General features: G+C 71.2%; 16 protein-coding genes and 2 pseudogenes. 15 read left to right on the top strand and 3 right to left on the bottom strand.

The window, feature by feature from the left end:
- Positions 1-5: 5 nt before the first annotated feature.
- The 6 genes from NW895_RS14595 to NW895_RS14620 all read left to right on the top strand — a co-directional run bounded on the left by NW895_RS14595 (position 6) and on the right by NW895_RS14620 (position 5,367).
- Complete coding sequence (locus tag NW895_RS14595; RefSeq protein WP_289935923.1) at positions 6-218, top strand: ferredoxin; 213 nt, start codon at positions 6-8, stop codon at positions 216-218.
- 15 nt (positions 219-233) lie between these two features.
- Positions 234-473: a hypothetical protein gene (locus NW895_RS14600; protein ID WP_289936027.1), complete on the top strand. Its 240-nt coding sequence runs from the start codon at positions 234-236 to the stop codon at positions 471-473.
- Between the two features lie 145 nt (positions 474-618).
- Positions 619-2,076 carry an APC family permease gene (locus NW895_RS14605; protein WP_289935924.1) on the top strand — a complete coding sequence of 486 codons (1,458 nt, stop codon included), beginning with the start codon at positions 619-621 and terminating at the stop codon, positions 2,074-2,076.
- A 152-nt stretch (positions 2,077-2,228) separates the two neighbouring features.
- Positions 2,229-3,719, top strand: a complete 1,491-nt coding sequence (locus NW895_RS14610) for an aldehyde dehydrogenase (RefSeq protein ID WP_289935925.1) — start codon at positions 2,229-2,231, stop codon at positions 3,717-3,719.
- Positions 3,716-4,438 carry a gamma-glutamyl-gamma-aminobutyrate hydrolase family protein gene (locus NW895_RS14615; RefSeq protein WP_289935926.1) on the top strand — a complete coding sequence of 241 codons (723 nt, stop codon included), beginning with the start codon at positions 3,716-3,718 and terminating at the stop codon, positions 4,436-4,438. Before NW895_RS14610 ends, NW895_RS14615 begins: the two co-directional genes overlap by 4 nt.
- A 23-nt stretch (positions 4,439-4,461) precedes the next feature.
- A complete protein-coding gene (locus NW895_RS14620; protein WP_289935927.1) occupies positions 4,462-5,367 on the top strand; it encodes a hypothetical protein in 906 nt (301 codons plus the stop codon).
- Positions 5,368-5,456: 89 nt separating this feature from the next.
- Here NW895_RS14620 and NW895_RS14625 read toward each other — a convergent pair.
- Positions 5,457-5,672, bottom strand: a pseudogene (locus NW895_RS14625) (bifunctional methylenetetrahydrofolate dehydrogenase/methenyltetrahydrofolate cyclohydrolase); the annotation flags it as partial.
- Here NW895_RS14625 and NW895_RS14630 point away from each other — a divergent pair.
- Entirely contained in the window at positions 5,605-6,021 is a 417-nt protein-coding gene (locus NW895_RS14630) for a hypothetical protein (RefSeq protein ID WP_289935928.1), read from the top strand. The pseudogene NW895_RS14625 and the gene NW895_RS14630 sit on opposite strands and share 68 nt — an antisense overlap.
- A gap of 150 nt (positions 6,022-6,171) precedes the next feature.
- On the opposite strand, the gene NW895_RS14635 is transcribed toward NW895_RS14630, so the two are convergent.
- Positions 6,172-8,340, bottom strand: a complete 2,169-nt coding sequence (locus NW895_RS14635; protein WP_289935929.1) for an MMPL family transporter — start codon at positions 8,338-8,340, stop codon at positions 6,172-6,174.
- A gap of 134 nt (positions 8,341-8,474) precedes the next feature.
- On the opposite strand from NW895_RS14635, the gene rpe reads away from it, so the two are divergent.
- The 7 genes from rpe to NW895_RS14670 all read left to right on the top strand — a co-directional run bounded on the left by rpe (position 8,475) and on the right by NW895_RS14670 (position 15,852).
- On the top strand, positions 8,475-9,161 hold the full coding sequence (gene rpe, locus NW895_RS14640) for a ribulose-phosphate 3-epimerase (protein ID WP_289935930.1): 687 nt from the start codon (positions 8,475-8,477) through the stop codon (positions 9,159-9,161).
- 78 nt (positions 9,162-9,239) lie between these two features.
- On the top strand, positions 9,240-10,283 hold the full coding sequence (locus NW895_RS14645) for a sugar-binding domain-containing protein (RefSeq protein WP_289935931.1): 1,044 nt from the start codon (positions 9,240-9,242) through the stop codon (positions 10,281-10,283).
- Between the two features lie 73 nt (positions 10,284-10,356).
- Entirely contained in the window at positions 10,357-10,695 is a 339-nt protein-coding gene (locus NW895_RS14650; protein ID WP_289935932.1) for a barstar family protein, read from the top strand.
- Positions 10,696-10,802: 107 nt separating this feature from the next.
- Positions 10,803-12,245 carry a GuaB1 family IMP dehydrogenase-related protein gene (locus tag NW895_RS14655; protein ID WP_289936021.1) on the top strand — a complete coding sequence of 481 codons (1,443 nt, stop codon included), beginning with the start codon at positions 10,803-10,805 and terminating at the stop codon, positions 12,243-12,245.
- Positions 12,246-12,593: 348 nt separating this feature from the next.
- On the top strand, positions 12,594-14,060 hold the full coding sequence (locus NW895_RS14660; protein WP_289935933.1) for an amino acid permease: 1,467 nt from the start codon (positions 12,594-12,596) through the stop codon (positions 14,058-14,060).
- A gap of 10 nt (positions 14,061-14,070) precedes the next feature.
- The gene (locus tag NW895_RS14665) at positions 14,071-14,523 is read left to right on the top strand and encodes an Lrp/AsnC family transcriptional regulator (protein WP_289935934.1); all 453 of its coding nucleotides are present in this window, start codon (positions 14,071-14,073) and stop codon (positions 14,521-14,523) included.
- A 138-nt stretch (positions 14,524-14,661) separates the two neighbouring features.
- Positions 14,662-15,852, top strand: coding sequence for an MFS transporter (locus NW895_RS14670; RefSeq protein ID WP_289935935.1), 1,191 nt, complete (start codon positions 14,662-14,664; stop codon positions 15,850-15,852).
- On the opposite strand, the pseudogene NW895_RS14675 reads toward NW895_RS14670, so the two are convergent.
- Positions 15,779-16,197: pseudogene (locus NW895_RS14675) on the bottom strand (hypothetical protein); the annotation flags it as partial. The gene NW895_RS14670 and the pseudogene NW895_RS14675 sit on opposite strands and share 74 nt — an antisense overlap.
- Positions 16,198-16,494: 297 nt before the next feature.
- Between NW895_RS14675 and NW895_RS14680 the strand changes: the two are divergent.
- On the top strand, positions 16,495-17,283 hold the full coding sequence (locus NW895_RS14680; protein WP_289935936.1) for a carbon-nitrogen hydrolase family protein: 789 nt from the start codon (positions 16,495-16,497) through the stop codon (positions 17,281-17,283).
- The last annotated feature ends 13 nt before the right edge of the window (positions 17,284-17,296 follow it).

The following is a 17,296-nucleotide window of genomic DNA, read 5'->3' on the forward strand; positions in this document are numbered from 1 at the left end:
CCGTCATGAAGGTCGAAGTCGATCTCAACAAGTGCCAGGACCACGGCCAGTGCGTGTACGCGGCCCCCGACCTGTTCGCACTGGACGACGAGGGGCGCCTGTCCCTGCGGTCGCGGGCGACCGACGTCTACGTGGCCGACGTGGACGAGGGGAGCGCCGAGGAGCTGTACGAGGCCGCCGAGGTCTGCCCGCTGCAGGCCATCACGGTGCACGAGTAGAGACGGGAACTCGGCATGTCGCCGATGGCGTCCGGGTCACCGGAGAACGGCCCTGGCGACAGCGGTCTGACCGTGGGCCCACCCAAGAAGTACGCGGCCGGCATACCGGCCGTCGTCCAGTCGCTGCGGCACGGCGGCCGCCAGACGGGCGCCAAGCGGACCTTGCTGACCCTGCTGAGCGTCAACCAGAAGACGTCGAAGTCGGTCGTCGTACGACTCGTACGCCGGGGCACGGCCGACCGGCCCGCCGCCTGAATCACGGTCCTGCAAAGACCTCCGCGTCCGCAGAAGGATCTCACCGCAACCCCTTGCCAAACGGATAGTTCCAGCCCACCATGAGGCAACTCGTTTGGCCTAAAACAATTTCCCGCCCCTCCCCGTTCCCCGGCAGGTGATTCGAGTGGACAGTCAGACCGCGGTCGCCACGCAGACCGCTGATGACGCATCCGTGGCAGGCAGACTCAAGCCCAACTCGCTCGGTGTCCTCGGCATCCTCTTCTTCGTCCTCTCCGCCCAGGCGCCGCTGACCGGCATCGCCGGGGCCGTGCCCATCGCCATCGCCATCGGCAACGGCGCCGGCGCTCCGGCCGCCTATCTCGCGGCCGGCGTCATCATCCTGCTGTTCTCCGTGGGCTTCGTCGCCATGGGCCGCCACGTCGTGGACGCCGGCGCCTTCTACACGTACATCGGCAAGGGGCTCGGCCGCTCGGCCGGCTCCGGCAGCGCCGCCGTCGCGCTCTTCGCCTACTGCGCCGTCCAGGCGTGCATGTACGGGCTGTACGGAAGCATCATGAGCGGCCTTGTCGAGTACCACACCGGAGCGCACGTGGCGTGGTGGGTCTGGGCCCTCGTCACCATGGCGATCGTGCAGGTTCTCGGCGCCTCCGGCATCGAGATGGGCGCCAAGATCCTCGCCGTCTTCGTGCTGGCCGAGTTCAGCATCCTGATCGCCTTCGCCCTCGTGACCCTCTTCAAGGGCGGTGGCCCCGAGGGGCTCGGCCTCACGGACAGCTTCTCGCCGTCCGCCGCGCTCCAGGGTGCTCCCGGCGTGGCGCTGATGTTCGCCGTGGCGTCGGTGTTCGGCTTCGAGGCCACCGCCATCTACGGCGAGGAGGCCCGCGAACCCCACAAGACCGTCCCCCGGGCCACCTACCTGTCCGTCGCGGTGGTCACCGGCTTCTTCGCCTTCACCGCATGGATGCTGGTCTCCGCGCACGGCGCCTCCCAGGCCGCGGCCGAGGCGGGCAAGGCCCTGGAGAGCGGCGACGCCACGGCCTTCGTCTTCGCGCCGATCGCCGCCCAGTTCGGCGGCTGGGTGGGCGACGTGCTGCCGATCCTGCTGGCCACCTCCCTCTTCGCCGGCCTCCTGGCCTTCCACAACTCCGCCAACCGCTACCTGTTCTCCCTCGGCCGCGAAGGGCTCCTGCCGCACGGACTGACCGCCCTCAACCGGCGTCACTCGCCCTGGGTGGCGGGCACCGTGCAGACCGCGATCGCGGTGCTGCTCGTGGTGCCCTTCGCGGTCCTGGGCAAGGACCCGGTGCTGACCCTCTTCTCCTGGTTCAGCGGGGTCGCGGTCCTCGGCATCATGCTGCTGTACTTCCTGACCTCGGTCTCGGTCGTCGTGTTCTTCCGCCGCTCGGGCGCCGACACCCGCCCCTGGAACACCCTGATCGCCCCCGTCCTGGGCGCGCTCGGCATCGCCGGTGCCATCTGGCTCATCATCGCCAACTTCACGACCCTCATCGGCGGCGACCGGACCACGGCCCTATGGCTCCAGGCCACCGTTCCGGTGGTGCTGATCCTCGGCGTCGTCGCCGCCCGGCTGACGCGGTCCAGGGCAGCGACCACCGACTGAACACCGCGATCCCTCACCGATACGGCCGGAGCCTGCGCCCCGGCCGTATCGGGCCTTGTCGAACAGCTTGAGTCGTTGCCAACCAACGAAACGAACGAAACGAACGAAACGAACGAAGCTGATGAAACGGATGGGACGGAGATGGAGAGCGCGTGCTGAACGCCACCCATGAGGAACTGCTGCGCCGCGCCAAGGGACTCGATCTGCCCACGCAGCACCACATCGACGGCAACGACGAGGCCGGTGACGGTGGATCGTTCGCCGTGGTCTCCCCTCGCGACGGCCAGACCCTGGTCCAGGTCGCCGACGCGCGGGAGGCGGAGGTCGATCTCGCCGTCGCGGCGGCGCGCCGCGCCTTCGACACCGGGCCGTGGCCGCACCTGGCGCCCGCCGAGCGGGGCCGGGTCCTGCTGCGGATCGCCGAGCTGCTTCAGGAGCGGCGCGAGGAACTGGCGCTGACCGTGAGCCTAGAGATGGGCAAACCGATCACGGACGCGTACGCCATCGAGCTGCGCGCCGCGATCAACACCTTCCGCTGGTACGGGCAGCTCGCCGACAAACTCACCGACGAGTCCCCCCGTACCGCCCCTGACTCGCTCGCCCTGATCACCCGGGAGCCGACCGGTGTCGTCGGGGCCGTCGTGCCGTGGAACTTCCCGCTCACGTTGGCGAGCTGGAAAGTCGCGCCCGCGCTCGCCGCCGGCTGCACGGTCGTCCTGAAGCCGTCGGAGTCCTCTCCGCTGTCAGCCCTCCTCCTCGGCCGCGTCGCCACCGACGCCGGACTGCCGCCGGGCGTCCTCAACGTCGTGACCGGTGACGGGCCGGTGGCCGGCCGGGCACTCGGCCTCCACCCCGACGTTGATGTCCTGGCCTTCACCGGATCCACCGCCGTCGGCCGCCACTTCCTGCGCTACGCCGCCGACTCCAACCTCAAGCGCGTCTGGCTCGAACTCGGCGGCAAGTCACCGAACATCGTGCTGCCCGACGCCCCCGACCTGGAGAAGGCCGCGGCGACCGCGGCCTGGGGCATCTTCTTCAACCAGGGCGAGATGTGCACGGCGCCCTCCCGGCTGCTGGTCCACTCCTCCATCGCCGAACAGGTCACGGAGGCCGTCGTGGCGCGGGCGCGCGAGCTGCGGGTGGGCGACCCGCTCGATCCGGCCACCGAGATGGGCGCGCTGGTCGGCGACTGCCACCTCGGCAGGGTCCTGGAGCATGTCGCCTCCGGTCTGGACGAGGGCGCCCGGCTGCGCGCGGGCGGGGGCCGGGCCCTGGCCGAGACCGGCGGCAGCTACCTGCGGCCCACCGTGTTCGACCGGGTCGACCCCGGCATGCGGCTGGCCCGCGAGGAGATCTTCGGCCCCGTCCTGTCCGTCCTCGCCTTCGACGACCTCGACGAGGCGGTACGGCTGGCCAATGCCACCGAGTACGGCCTCGCCGCCGGCCTGTGGACCTCCGACCTGTCCACCGCCCACAAGGTCTCGCGTGCGCTCAAGGCCGGGACGGTCTGGGTCAACTGCTACGAGGAGGGCGACCTGACCGTCCCCTTCGGCGGCATGAAGCAGTCCGGCAACGGCCGCGACAAGTCCGCCCACGCCCTCGAGAAGTACACCGAACTGAAGACCACCTGGATCCAGCTGTGACCCGTACGCACAAGCGACCCCTGATCGCGATTCCCGCCAGGTTCGCCGCCACCACGTCCGCGCTCCGCTACGCCGCCGAGGTCAACGCCCATGCGCTGGTCGAGGCCGTGTGGCGGGCCGGGGGCGAGCCGGTGAGCATCCATCCCGCCGACCCGGCCGGAGCCGGAGTGGCCGAGCGGCTCGCCCGCTTCGACGGCGTGCTGCTCCCGGGCGGCGGGGACCTGGCCCCGCACCGGTACGGCGCCACCGACACCCATGACAGCGTCTATGACGTCGACGACCTCCAGGACGTGTTCGACCTCGAAGTCGCCCGGCGGGCCCTGGACTCGGGCCTGCCCATGCTCGCGATCTGCCGCGGGCTGCAGGTGGTGAACGTCGCCCTCGGCGGGAGCCTGGAACAGGACATGGGCGGCGCGGACCGCGAACACCGGCACGTCGTGCACCCGGTCGCGATCCAGCGCGGCACCCTGCTCGAAAGGGCCATCGGCGCCGAGAAGACGGATGCCTCCTGCTACCACCACCAGCGAGTCGACCGCATCGGCGTCGGGCTCACGGTCACCGCGCGGGCCGCCGACGGCACGGTGGAGGGGCTCGAACTGCCTGGACACCCGGGGTGGTTCACGGCGGTGCAATGGCACCCCGAGGACACCGCGGACCAGGACCCGGCCCAGCAGGGCCTGTTCGACGCGCTGGTCCGGGCCGCCCACGACAGACACTGAACACGACGGACACTGAAAAGGACATGGCTCTCTTCGGCCCCAAGCGACAGGCACCCCGCCTCGCCCCCGAACTCGACGACGTTCCGCTGGGCCGGGTGCTGAGAGGCATCGCCGCCGCCCGTGGCCCCGGGCTGCAGGACCTCGCCATCGCCCAGGTGGAGCGGCTCCTGCGGGAGACCGGCGACGACTGGGACCGCCGCTGCCACCGGATCGGCGTCCTCGCGCAGGCCGCGCCCGCGCTGGCCCGGGGCTGGCGCGAGCGCCGGCCCCACGACCCGGATGCCCTGGCGCTGGCCGTGTGGTCCGAACTGGCGACCGACCCGCGTGGGGCCCTGGCGCTCTGCCGCGTCGCCGCCGATGCCCGCCCTGCTGATCCGACCCCGTGGGTGGGCGCGCTGGCGGCGCTGCGGCTCCTGGGGCGGCCGAGCTCTGAACTTTCCCCCGTCTGGCAGGAGATACGCGCGCGTGATCCATGGCACCGGGAGGCGCATCTGCAGATCCTGGGCTACCTCTCCCCGGAGGAGCAGGGCAGCCAGGCCGCGCTGCGGGACTTCCTCGACGATGCCATCGCGGTCATGCCGTGGGACGCGCCGACGGCATGCCTTCCGCTGACGGCGGCTGTGCGGCAGTACCACCGCGAAAGGAGCGGCGGAGGAGTCCAGGCGCTGGGGGTGAGCCGGTACTGGTCGCAGCCGCACACCGCACGGCTGCTGGACCAGGGCACGGCCTACTGGCTGCAACCGGGTCACCCGCGTCACGCGGCCGCCGTCGCGGACCTGGGAATCCTCGCCTACGCCCTGATCCGGGCGGGCCGCAGCGGTGATGCCGGACCGGTCTTCTCCGCGGTCGGCGGGCTGGTGACGCCTTGGCCCTGGAGCTACGAGGGCGACCCGGTGGAGTGCTACACCAACTACTCCGGTCGGGTGTAGGTGCGCGGGCGGCTCTCCAGCCGCCCGGCGACGCATGCGGAGTGGGGGCAGGACCTTGCGCGGCCCGGCCCCCACGCACTGCGTCGACGTCAGCCGCGCTCCGCGGTCTCGACGATGTTGGTCAGCAGCATGGCGCGGGTCATCGGCCCCACTCCGCCGACCGGCGGTGCGAGGGAGCCCGCGACCTGGTCGACGTCCGGGTGGACGTCTCCGAGGATGCCCTCGACGGTCCGGGTGATGCCCACGGACAGGACGGTGGCGCCTGGCTTGATCCAGTCGGGCTTGACCAGATGGGCCACGCCGGACTTCGCCGCGACCCTGGCCGACTTCATCGCGGCCGACCCCGACGTCCAGGCCTTCCAGTACGAGCTGAAGCTCGAATCCCGCCGACGGCCGGAGCTGCGCCACCACGTAGACGTGCTCTATGACGCGTACCGCGACGCCGTCCGAGAGGCCTTGGCCTGCTTCGACGTGTCACAGGAGATGACGGAGATCGTCTTCGCGGCCCTGGACGGCCTGGTCTTCCACCAGGTCACGTCCGGCGCGCCGGACCGCACCAAGGAGAGTGTCGACGCCCTGCGCCGGCTCCTCGCGGCCCATCGCGCGCAGGCGTCACCGGGGGCGACCGGCGGATGGCAGACACCTTGGCCGTAATGGGGATGTTCTGCGTCGGTGCCAAGATCCTGAGACACAACGAGGTTGGCCACTACCGAGACAGCTATGGATCCCCAGGTCCGGACGTTGGACTTGGCCAGGAGAAACGAGAACCTACACCGCGCGGCGCCGACGCCCCGCGCGGCGTGCTCACTCCGAGGAGCGCCTGACCTCCCCGCGCTGCTTCTCCGCCACCGTTTCGGTGCCGTCCGCCCCGTCGTGGCGGGACAACCGGTGCGGCCACCACACCTTCTTCCCCACGTCGAGGAAGAGCGAGGTGACCAGCACGGAACGGACGACGAACGTATCGAGCAGCACGCCCAGGGCGACCGCGAAGCCGATCTCCGCGAAGCCCACCAGCGGGAGCGTGGCGAGCGCGGCGAACGTACCCGCGAGGACCAGGCCGGCCGAGGTGATCACCGAGCCGGTCGAGGCGAGGGCCGTGACCACGCCGGGCCGGGTGCCCTGGCGGATGGCCTCCTCGCGGACGCGGGTGGTCAGGAAGATGTTGTAGTCGATGCCCAGCGCCACCAGGAACACGAAGACGAACAGCGGGAAGGCCACGTCCTCGCCCGCGTAGCCGAACACGTGACGGAAGGCGAGCGCGCTGATGCCCAGCGCGGTGGCCAGGGACAGCATCACGGTCGCGACCAGCAGCAGTGGTGCCACCAGCGCGCGCAGCAAGAAGCCGAGCACGAGCAGGACCACGGTCAGGACCAGCGGGATGACCAGGTAGTTGTCATGGGTCTGGGCCTCGTCCATGTCCAGCAGGGCCGCCGTGCCACCGCCGACCTGCGCGTCGGCGCCGTCCACGGCGTGCACCTCGTCGCGCACCCGCTCCACGGTGTCCTTCGCCGCCGAGCTGTCGGCGGGAGCGCGCATGGTCGCCTCGAAGAGCACCTTCCCCTCGTGCTCGGGCGCGGTCCCGGGTGGTACGCCGATGCTCCGTGGCACGACACCGGGGTCCGCGGCGACCGCGCGGCCCACCTGCACGGCCTGTGCGCTGTTGGAGACGATGACGAGCGGATCGCCGGTGCCCGCCGGGAAGTAGCGCGCGGACACCTCCTGGCCCACGATCGAGTCCGGTTTTTCGGTGAACGCGTCCGCGTTGGAGATGCCCGCCGCGCGCAGCTGGAACAGGCCGAGCGACAGCGCGGCGAGCGCGACCGCCGTGACGCCCCAGACGAGGCGCGGGCGGCGGGCGATGCGGCGGCCCATGCGAGCCCAGACTCCGTGCTCGGTCGGATCGGAGGTTCCGAAGCGCGGGATGGCCGGCCAGAAGATCCAGCGGCGGCAGACCAGCAGCAGGGCCGGGAACAGGGTGAGCATGGCGAGCAGAGCGACCAGCACGCCGATGGCCGCCACCGGGCCCAGGCCCCGCGTCGAGTTCATCTCGGCGACCAGCAGGACCAGCATGCCCAGCACGACCGTCGAGCCCGAGGCGAGCACCGCCGGGCCCGCGCGGTTCATGGCCAGCTGCATCGCGTCGTGCCGGTTCCTGTGCCGGCGCAACTCCTCTCGGTACCGGGCGACCAGCAGCAACGCGTAGTCCGTGCCCGCGCCGAAGACGAGCACGGTGAGGATGCCCGCGCTCTGGCCGTTGACGGTCAGGCCCGCGTGCCGGGCCAGCAGATAGATCAGCGCCTGCGCGGTGAAGAGGGCCACCACCACACTGAGCAGGGGAACGAACAGCAGGGTGGGGCTGCGGTAGGTGAACAGGAGCATCACGATCACGACGGCCATCGCGGAGAACAGCAGCGTGGAGTCGATGCCCTCGAAGGCGTCGGCAAAGTCCGCGGACGTGCCGCCGGGACCGGTGATGTGCACGGTCAGGCCACCGCCGCCCTCGCCCACCTCGTCGCGGATGGAGTCGACCGCGCCGGCGATGCGCTCCCAGCCCTCCGGGCCCATGGTGATCGGCACGTGGACCTGGGCGGCCCGGGGCGCGGTCTGCCGGTCGAACACGGGCCCGCGGGTCTCCGCGCCGCGGACTCCGTGGTCACGCAAGGACTTGAGCTGCGCGACATCCGCGGAGATCTGCCGTCGGTCCTGGACGGTCAGTCCGTTCTCGCGTGCGTAGATGACGACTGCGGGGATCTGCTCCGGCCGGAAGTCCTCGGAGATGTCCAGGACCTGGGTGGATTCGGCGGAGCCGGGCAGCCAGGACTGGGCGTCGTTGTCCTGTGCGTCGTTCAGTTTCGCCCCGAACGGCGCCGCGACCAGGAAGATCAGCAACCAGATGATCACGACCAGCCATTTCGTGCGCCGCCCGCACACGAACCGGATGGCTCCCTGCTTCCAGCTCTCGAGTCGCCTCATGACGACCCCCACGGCGATGCGTGGTGCCGGTCGGCCGCCCGACAGGGCATGCGCGGCCCCGGCGGAACATCCGGTGAACGTGCTGGGCCCGGACCGGGGGGAACATCCGTGCCGGGACATGGCAGGCTTGGGTCATGGCCGCGCAGATCAACCCCAGCATCCTGTCCGCCGACTTCGCCCGCCTCGCCGACGAGGCGAAGGCGGTCGAAGGGGCCGACTGGCTCCATGTCGACGTCATGGACAACCATTTCGTACCGAACCTCACGCTCGGCGTGCCGGTCGTAGAGTCCCTGGCCCGTGCGACGGACACCCCGCTGGACTGCCATCTGATGATCGAGGCCCCCGATCGGTGGGCGCCCCAGTACGTCGAGGCGGGGGCCGGTTCCGTCACCTTCCATGTCGAGGCGGCCGCCGCGCCGGTGCGGCTCGCCCGGGAGATCCGGGCCAAGGGCGCCCGCGCCTCCATGGCGCTGAAGCCCGCGACGCCCATCGAGCCGTACGAGGACCTGCTCCCCGAGCTCGACATGCTGCTGATCATGACGGTCGAGCCGGGCTTCGGGGGACAGGCCTTCCTCGACATCATGCTTCCGAAGATCCGTCGCACCCGCGAGTTGATCAGCAAGCACGGCCTGGAGCTCTGGCTCCAGGTCGACGGCGGAGTCTCGGCCTCCACCATCGAGCAATGCGCCGACGCCGGAGCCGACGTCTTCGTGGCCGGATCGGCGGTCTACGGGGCGTCCGACCCGGCCGAGGCGGTACGTGCACTACGCACCCAGGCGGAGGCGGCCACCGCCAAGGCGTCGTGGGCGTGCGACCACTGAGCGTCAGGAACGTGAACGGCTCCGATCAGGGCTGATCAAGCGCCGCGGATCTGCAAGGATGAACGGCGAATCCAGAGTGTGAACAGTAGTGAGGAGATCGCCGTGTCGGGTATGTCGGCGGGCCGGTCAGCCATGCGGATGGGACCCGCTGAGCTGGTGCAGGCGGCGGCCATGGCCCGCCGCTTCTACCTTGAGGGCAAGTCCAAGATCCAGATCGCGGAGGAGTTCGGCGTCAGCCGCTTCAAGGTGGCCCGGGTCCTGGAGACCGCCCTCGAACGGGACCTCGTACGAATCGAGATCCGTGTGCCCGCCGAGCTGGACGCCGAGCGCTCGGACGCGCTGCGCGCCCGCTACGGCCTGAGGCACGCCGTCGTGGTGGAGTCCCCGGCCGACGCCGAGGAGACGCCCGACCCCGAGAACCTGGGAGAGGTGGCCGCCGACCTGCTCGGCGAACTGGTCAACGAGGGAGATGTGCTGGGGCTGGCCTGGGGCCGGTCCACCATCCACATGGCGGCGGCGCTCGACCGGCTGCCGCCGTGCACGGTGGTGCAGCTGACGGGCGTGTACGACGCCGGGACCGCCGAGCGCGGTTCGGTCGAGGCCGTCCGGCGCGCCGCCCAGGTGTCCGGCGGTGACGCGCACCCCATCTACGCGCCCATGCTGCTGCCCGACGCGGCCACCGCCACGGCACTGCGCAACCAGACGGGGATCGCCCGGGCCTTCGAGCACTTCGACAAGGTCACCGTCGCCTGCGTCTCCATCGGCTCCTGGGAGCCGGGCATTTCCACGGTGCACGACATGCTCACCGAGGAGGAGCGCTCCCACTACGCCTCCCTCGGTGTCGCCGCCGAGATGTCCGCGCACCTCTTCGACGCCGAGGGCCGCCGGGTCGGACGGGACCTGGGGGAGCGGTGCATCACCGTCAAGGCCGACCAGCTCCGTCGTATCCCGGAGGTCGTCGCGATCGCGGGCGGGCAGCGCAAGGCGGCGGCGATCGACGCGGTGCTGCGCTCCGGGCTCGTCACCAGCCTGGTGACGGACACGTCGGCCGCCGACTACCTGATGACGGCGGGGCCGACGCCGAGGCCGGCGCTCAACCGGGCGGACCCGGACGGGCCCTGAGGGAACATCAGGAGGGGGCGGCAGCGGCCGCTCCCTCCTGCCCGGACGACCGACTGCTCAGGGACGTGCCGACATGACGGAACACGTGGTCACGCTGGACCTCGACGGGGTCACGGACAAGGCGGGCCTGATGGACCGCTGCGCCCGCGCCCTGGAGCTGCCCGGCTGGTTCGGCCGCAACTGGGACGCCCTCGCCGACTCCCTGGCCGACCACACCCTCTGGCCGGAGGGCGCCGTGGAGCGGGGGCTGCTGATCGTCGTGCGGGGATGGCGGCCGTACGCGAAGGCGCGGCCCGAGGAGTGGGAGATCGCGCAGGACGTGTTCGCCGAGGCGGTGGAGGCCGTGCGGGGGCTCGGTGTGGTGCTGGCCCTTGGAGGTTCCTCCAAGGAGGCCTCTGACCAGCCTGGATGATCCGCCCGGGGATCGCGTACCGGCCGACATGGGACAATGAAGTACGTGCTCTTCCCCCTGGCTGACCTGTCCGGGGGCCACCTCTGATCGACTGGGATGTGCAGCACGTGCGTTTCCTCAACGACATCCAGCCCGCGTACGACCTGACCTACGACGATGTGTTCATGGTGCCGAGCCGCAGCGCGGTCGGCTCGCGGCAGGGCGTGGACCTCAGCTCCCCGGACGGCACGGGCACCACCATCCCGCTGGTCGTCGCCAACATGACCGCCATCGCGGGCCGGCGCATGGCCGAGACCGTGGCCCGGCGCGGCGGCCTCGTCGTCATCCCGCAGGACATCCCGATCGACGTCGTCACCGATGTCGTCTCCTGGGTGAAGAGCCGCCACCTCGTCCTCGACACCCCCATCGTGCTGGCTCCCCACCAGACCGTCGCCGACGCGCTCGCCCTGCTGCCGAAGCGCGCGCACAACGCCGGCGTCGTGGTGGACGAGAACTTCAAGCCCATCGGCGTGGTCACCGACAGCGATCTGAGCGGCGTGGACCGGTTCACGCAGCTCGAAGTGGTCATGTCCAAGGACCTGTTGCTCATCGACGCCGGCATGGACCCGCGTGAGGCCTTCAACGCTCTGGACGGCGCCAACCGCCGCTACGCCCCCGCCGTCGACAAGGACGGCAGGCTCGCCGGCATCCTCACCCGCAAGGGCGCCCTGCGCGCCACGCTGTACACGCCGGCCACCGACGCGAGCGGCCGGCTGCGGATCGCCGCCGCCGTCGGCATCAACGGCGACGTCGCCGGCAAGGCCAAGCAACTGCTGGACGCGGGCGTCGACACGCTCGTCATCGACACCGCGCACGGCCACCAGGAGTCGATGGTCAGCGCCCTGAAGCTGGTGCGTGCCCTGGACCCGCAGGTTCCGGTCGTCGCGGGCAACGTCGTCGCCGCGGCGGGCGTGCGCGACCTGATCGAGGCGGGCGCGGACATCGTCAAGGTCGGCGTCGGCCCCGGCGCCATGTGCACCACGCGCATGATGACCGGCGTCGGCCGGCCGCAGTTCTCGGCGGTGCTGGAGTGCGCAGCCGAGGCGAGGAAGTACGGCAAGCACGTCTGGGCCGACGGCGGTGTCCGCCACCCGCGCGACGTGGCGATGGCGCTCGCGGCCGGTGCGTCCAACGTGATGATCGGCTCCTGGTTCGCGGGCACGTACGAGTCCCCGGGCGACCTCCAGCACGACGCCTCCGGCCGTCCCTACAAGGAGTCGTTCGGCATGGCCTCCGCGCGTGCCGTGCGCAACCGCACCTCGGAGGAGTCGGCGTACGACCGTGCCCGCAAGGCGCTGTTCGAGGAGGGCATCTCCACCTCCCGCATGTTCCTCGACCCGGCCCGCCCGGGCGTCGAGGACCTGATCGACGCGATCATCGCGGGCGTCCGCTCCTCCTGCACCTACGCAGGCGCCGCCTCCCTGGAGGAGTTCGCCGAGAAGGCCATCGTCGGTATCCAGAGCGCCGCGGGCTACGCCGAGGGCAAGCCGCTGCACGCGAGCTGGACCTGACGGCACCTCCACCGTCTGCCCCCGCGGCGCTCTGGGTGCCGTACCCGGACGCCGCCGGCGTACAGCACGAGCGCACCGACCCATGCACCTTCCTGATCAGGGGACTTCGCTGACCAGTTACGGTGCAACGGTCGACAGCCGCCGCGCAACGAACCTACGCCCGGTCCGGATGAACGCAATGATCTTGCGGTGATGCGCAAGGTTGCTGCATTTCACGAGCAACGCCGCTGCTCATAGGGTGCTGCGCTGTACGTGGCGTGGCGGGGACCCCGCTCGGTGGGTCCCTGCCCTCGCGGGGGGCCGCCAGTACCCGCCACCCAAGACCGGCAGCGACGAAGGAGCCAGCGCGTGCTCGATCAAGGCGCACCCCCGAACAACCGCAGTCAGACCGCCCCACCGTCCTCGGGCGCAGGTGCGCGCCTCATGCGTCGTAAGCCAGTGGAACGCCTGGTCGCGGAGGGCGGCCAGGGCGAGGGCGGCAGCCTCCGGCGCTCCCTCGGGCTGTGGCAGCTCACGATGATCAGCATCGGTGCCACGCTCGGCACCGGCATCTTCGTCGTGCTCGGCGAGGCCGTGCCGAAGGCCGGCCCGGCCGTCACCCTCGCCTTCGTGATCGCCGGTCTCACGGCGCTGTTCTCGGCCCTGTCCTACGCCGAACTGGCGGGCACCATCCCGGTCTCGGGGTCCTCGTACTCGTATGCGTACGCAACGATGGGCGAGCTGATCGCCTGGATCTGCGGCTGGTGTCTGGTCCTGGAGTACGGCGTTTCGGTCGCGGCCGTGGCCGTCGGCTGGGGCGAGTACCTCAACGAACTGCTCGACGGGACCGTCGGCGTCACCATCCCGGCCGCGCTGTCCGCCCCGCCCGGAGACGGCGGCGTCTTCAACCTGCCCGCCCTGATCGTCGTACTCCTCGCCATGGCGTTCCTGCTGGGCGGTGCCCGCGAGTCCGCCCGCGCCAACACCGTGATGGTCATCGTGAAGATCGGCGCCCTGGTGCTGTTCTGCGCCATCGGCGTCCAGGGCTTCCGCTCCGGCAACTACGAGAACTTCATGCCGCTGGGGATGGCGGGCGTCAGCGCGGCCGGAGCGACCCTGTTCTTCTCCTACATCGGCTTCGACGCCGCCTCCACCGCCGGGGAGGAGGCCAAGGACGCGCAGCGCGACCTGCCGCGCGCCATCATGCTGTCGCTGGTCATCGTGACGGCGCTGTACGTCCTGGTCGCCGCCGTCGCCGTCGGTGCCAAGCCCTGGCGGCAGTTCAGCGACTCGGAGGCCGCGCTCGCCCAGATCATGCGTGAGGTCACCGGGCAGACCTTCTGGGGCACGCTGCTCGCGTTCTGCGCCGTCATCGCGATCGCCAGTGTCGTGCTGACCGTGCTGTACGGCCAGACCCGCATCCTGTTCGCCATGTCCCGGGACGGTCTCGTGCCCAAGGTGTTCGCGAAGGTCCACCCGAAGACCGGCACCCCCCGCGCCAACACCCTGATCGTCTCCCTGTTCTGCGGTGTCCTGGCCGCCGCGATCCCGCTCGGCCAGCTCGCCGACGCCACCAGCATCGGCACGCTGTTCGCCTTCGCGCTGGTCAATGTGGCCGTCGTGGTGCTGCGCCGGACCCGCCCGGAGATGCCCCGCACCTTCCGGGTGCCGCTCTCGCCGGTCCTGCCCGCGCTGGGCTTCGGCTTCTGCCTGTGGATGATGGGCAGCCTCTCGGCCGTGACCTGGGTGGTCTTCGGTGTCTGGATGGCCGTCGGACTCGTGTTCTACTTCCTGTACGGCTACCGCCGTTCCCGACTCGCGACATCTGAGAAGTGATCGACCCACCGTGCTGAACGATCTCGACGAACGCATCGTGCACGCCCTCGCCGAGGACGCCCGCCGCTCCTACGCGGACATCGGGCAGATGGTCGGCCTGTCCGCGCCCGCCGTGAAGCGGCGCGTGGACCGGCTGCGGGCCACCGGAGCCATCACCGGCTTCACCGTACGGGTGGACCCGGCGGCCCTGGGCTGGGAGACCGAGGGGTTCGTCGAGATCTACTGCCGGGGCAACACCTCGCCGGAGACCATCCAGCGGGGCCTGGAGCGCTACCAGGAGGTCGTGGCCGCGTCCACCGTCACCGGGGACGCGGACGCGATCGCCCAGGTCTTCGCCTCCGACATGCGCCACTTCGAACGGGTCCTGGAGCGGATCGCGGGGGAGCCGTTCGTGGAGCGGACGAAGTCCGTGCTGGTGCTCTCGCCGCTGCTGCGGCGGTTCTCGTCGGGATCGCCGACCTGAATTCGGGGGCGGGACCCGCCGGACAGGGCCTAGCATCGATGCCATGACCTGGCGACATTGATCCCGCAGCCATGCCTCCCGAGGGCCGCCTCGGACGCCGTGACCCGGCGTCCGAATCGTCCCTGCGGGAAGGCCTCCATGACACTCTCACCTGCGCGTGTGCCCGGCACCGGCGTCCGACGGCTCACGTCCACGCTGTACGGCTACGCGTTCCTCCACGACCTGATCCTGCTGTACCCGGTGTACACGCTGCTGTTCAGCGACACCGGCCTCACGGTCTGGCAGATCTCCTCCCTCTTCGCCCTGTGGTCCCTCACCAGCCTGGTGGTGGAGGTCCCCTCCGGCGCCTGGGCCGACACGTTCTCCCGTCGGTCACTGCTCTGCGCCGGCCCCCTGCTCACCGCCGCCGGCTTCGCCCTGTGGGTGCTCGTCCCCGCCTACGAGGCCTTCGCGATCGGCTTCGTCCTGTGGGGCGCCGGGGAATCGCTCGGCTCCGGCGCGCTGGAGGCACTGGTCCACGACGAACTGGACCGGCTCGGCGCGGCCGACCGGTACGCCCGCGTCATGGGCCGGACCCGCGCGGCAGGCCTGCTGGCCGTGATGGCCTCGATGGGCCTCGCCGGACCGGTGTTCGCCTTCGGCGGCTATCAGGCCGTGGGGGCGGCGAGCGTACTGGCCCTCCTGCTGGCGGCGGCGACGGCGACCCGGTTCCCGGAGCACCGGAAGGCGAGGGCCGAGGGCGACGGCTGGGCGGCGACCCTGCGCGCCGGACTCGCCGAGGCCCGCGCCGACCGCTCCGTCCGCGGCGCCCTGCTGCTCGTCCCGGCCGTGACCGCCGTATGGGGCGCGCTCGACGAGTACTCGCCGCTCCTGGTGCGCGACACCGGCGTGGCGGAAGAAACCGTTCCCTATCTGCTTCTGCTGATCTGGGCGGCGGCCACCGCCGGAGGCCTGCTGGCCGGTGCGGCCGAACGGCTGGGCACCGCCGGGCTCGCCGGGCTGCTCGCGGGTGCCGCCATCGCCCTGGCCGCCGGTGCCGCGGTGGGCACCCCGGCCGGGCTCGGCCTCGTCGCCCTCGCCTTCGGTGGCTTCCAGTCGGCGAGCGTCCTGGCCGACGCCCGCCTCCAGGAGCGCATCGACGACACCGCGCGGGCCACGCTGACCTCGGTGGCGGGCCTCGGGACCAGCCTGGCCACGATCGTCGTGTACGGCGCGTACGCGGCGGCGGGTTCGGTGACCTCGCACGGCACCGCCTTCACCTGGTTCGCGGTGCCCTATCTGCTGACGGCGCTGCTGCTGGCGGCTGGAGCTCGGGCTGCGAGGGAGTGACCGAGAAGTCGCCGGTGCCCCGCTTGACCTTCTCGAAGGGCGCTGAGCTCACGCACTCGGGCAGGTCCTCAGGGCCGAGGCCCTCGGTCGTCGCCCAGCTGTAGCCGAGCCGGTCGTGGCGGCCGAGGTCATGCACCGTGACGCCGACCCGGGTGCCCTTCGGGCCCGGCCGGTCCGTGGCGGTGATGACCCCGGAGACGACGGCCACCTTGCCGCCGGTGACCAGGCAGTCGGCCTTCGCCTTTACGCCCAGGCGCCCTTCCCGTTCAGGTAGTGGCCGAACTCGAAGGTGCCGGTGGCCTTCGAGGGATCGGCCCTGTCCTCGGCGGCCAGGTGCGCGTCGAATGGTGGTCCTTTCGGCAGGTGACTGCGGTGCTTCGAACGCTCACCACTGTTCCGGCACCGCGCCCGCGCCACATCGCGCCGCAGGCGGGACCGCTCCTCCGCCGTCCGGCGCGGAAAGCCCTGCGCTTCCTGCGCCTGCAGTCGTGTGTCAGGCCGCGCAACGAATCGCCGCCGGACCCGTGAAGGACGCAACGGACCGCTCACCGGTGCGCAACGGCCGCTCCTTGTCCGGCCGAGCCCGCCGACCGTACCGTCTATCTGGCCCCCAACCCCCCCGCGTACCGGTGAGGATCACGCATGCGCACCGCCCTGCTCCAGAGCTCCGGACGGCCCGGCTCCACCGCCGAGAACCTGAAGGTCCTCGACGAGGCCGCGGGCCGTGCCGCCGCCGCGGGTGCCGGGCTGCTGGTGGCGCCGGAGATGTTCCTGACCGGGTACGCGATCGGCGACGACATCGCCCGGCTCGCCGAGCCCGCCGACGGCGACGCGGCCGACGCGATCGCGGAGACGGCCACGCGCCACGGCCTGGCGATCGCGTACGGGTACCCGGAGCGCTCGGCCGACCAGGTCTTCAACTCCGCCCAGCTGATCTCCGCCGACGGCACTCGTCTGGCCAACTACCGCAAGACCCACCTCTTCGGCTGCTTCGAGCACGACCACTTCACGCCGGGCGAGCAGCCGGTCGTCCAGGCCGAGCTGGGCGGTCTGACCGTCGGCCTGATCATCTGCTACGACGTCGAGTTCCCGGAGAACGTCCGCGCCCACGCCCTGGCCGGCACCGACCTCCTGCTGGTGCCCACCGCGCAGATGCACCCGTTCCAGTTCGTCGCCGAGTCGCTCGTCCCGGTGCGCGCCTTCGAGAACCAGATGTACGTCGCGTACGTCAACCGCGTGGGCCGGGAAGGGGACTTCGACTTCGTCGGGCTCTCCACCCTCGCCGGGCCCGACGGGGTCGCCCGCAGCCGCGCGGGACGTGGTGAGGAACTCGTCCTCGCCGACGTCGATCCGGCCTTCCTCGCCGTCTCCCGCGAGGCGAACCCGTATCTGACGGACCGCCGCCCCGGCCTCTACGGGTCCCTCGCCTGAAACCCACACCAGT

Source organism: Streptomyces sp. S.PNR 29, from assembly GCF_030386795.1.
GTDB lineage: Bacteria > Actinomycetota > Actinomycetes > Streptomycetales > Streptomycetaceae > Streptomyces.

Excerpts from the sequence above, each read along its gene's own strand:
- NW895_RS14595 (WP_289935923.1), top strand. The coding sequence starts at position 6 with ATGAAGGTCGAAGTCGATCTCAACAAGTGCCAGGACCACGGCCAGTGC.
- NW895_RS14600 (WP_289936027.1), top strand. The coding sequence starts at position 234 with ATGTCGCCGATGGCGTCCGGGTCACCGGAGAACGGCCCTGGCGACAGC.
- NW895_RS14620 (WP_289935927.1), top strand. The coding sequence starts at position 4,462 with ATGGCTCTCTTCGGCCCCAAGCGACAGGCACCCCGCCTCGCCCCCGAA.
- NW895_RS14630 (WP_289935928.1), top strand. The coding sequence starts at position 5,605 with ATGCCCACGGACAGGACGGTGGCGCCTGGCTTGATCCAGTCGGGCTTG.
- NW895_RS14635 (WP_289935929.1), bottom strand. The coding sequence starts at position 8,340 with ATGAGGCGACTCGAGAGCTGGAAGCAGGGAGCCATCCGGTTCGTGTGC.
- rpe (WP_289935930.1), top strand. The coding sequence starts at position 8,475 with ATGGCCGCGCAGATCAACCCCAGCATCCTGTCCGCCGACTTCGCCCGC.
- NW895_RS14650 (WP_289935932.1), top strand. The coding sequence starts at position 10,357 with ATGACGGAACACGTGGTCACGCTGGACCTCGACGGGGTCACGGACAAG.
- NW895_RS14670 (WP_289935935.1), top strand. The coding sequence starts at position 14,662 with ATGACACTCTCACCTGCGCGTGTGCCCGGCACCGGCGTCCGACGGCTC.
- NW895_RS14680 (WP_289935936.1), top strand. The coding sequence starts at position 16,495 with ATGCGCACCGCCCTGCTCCAGAGCTCCGGACGGCCCGGCTCCACCGCC.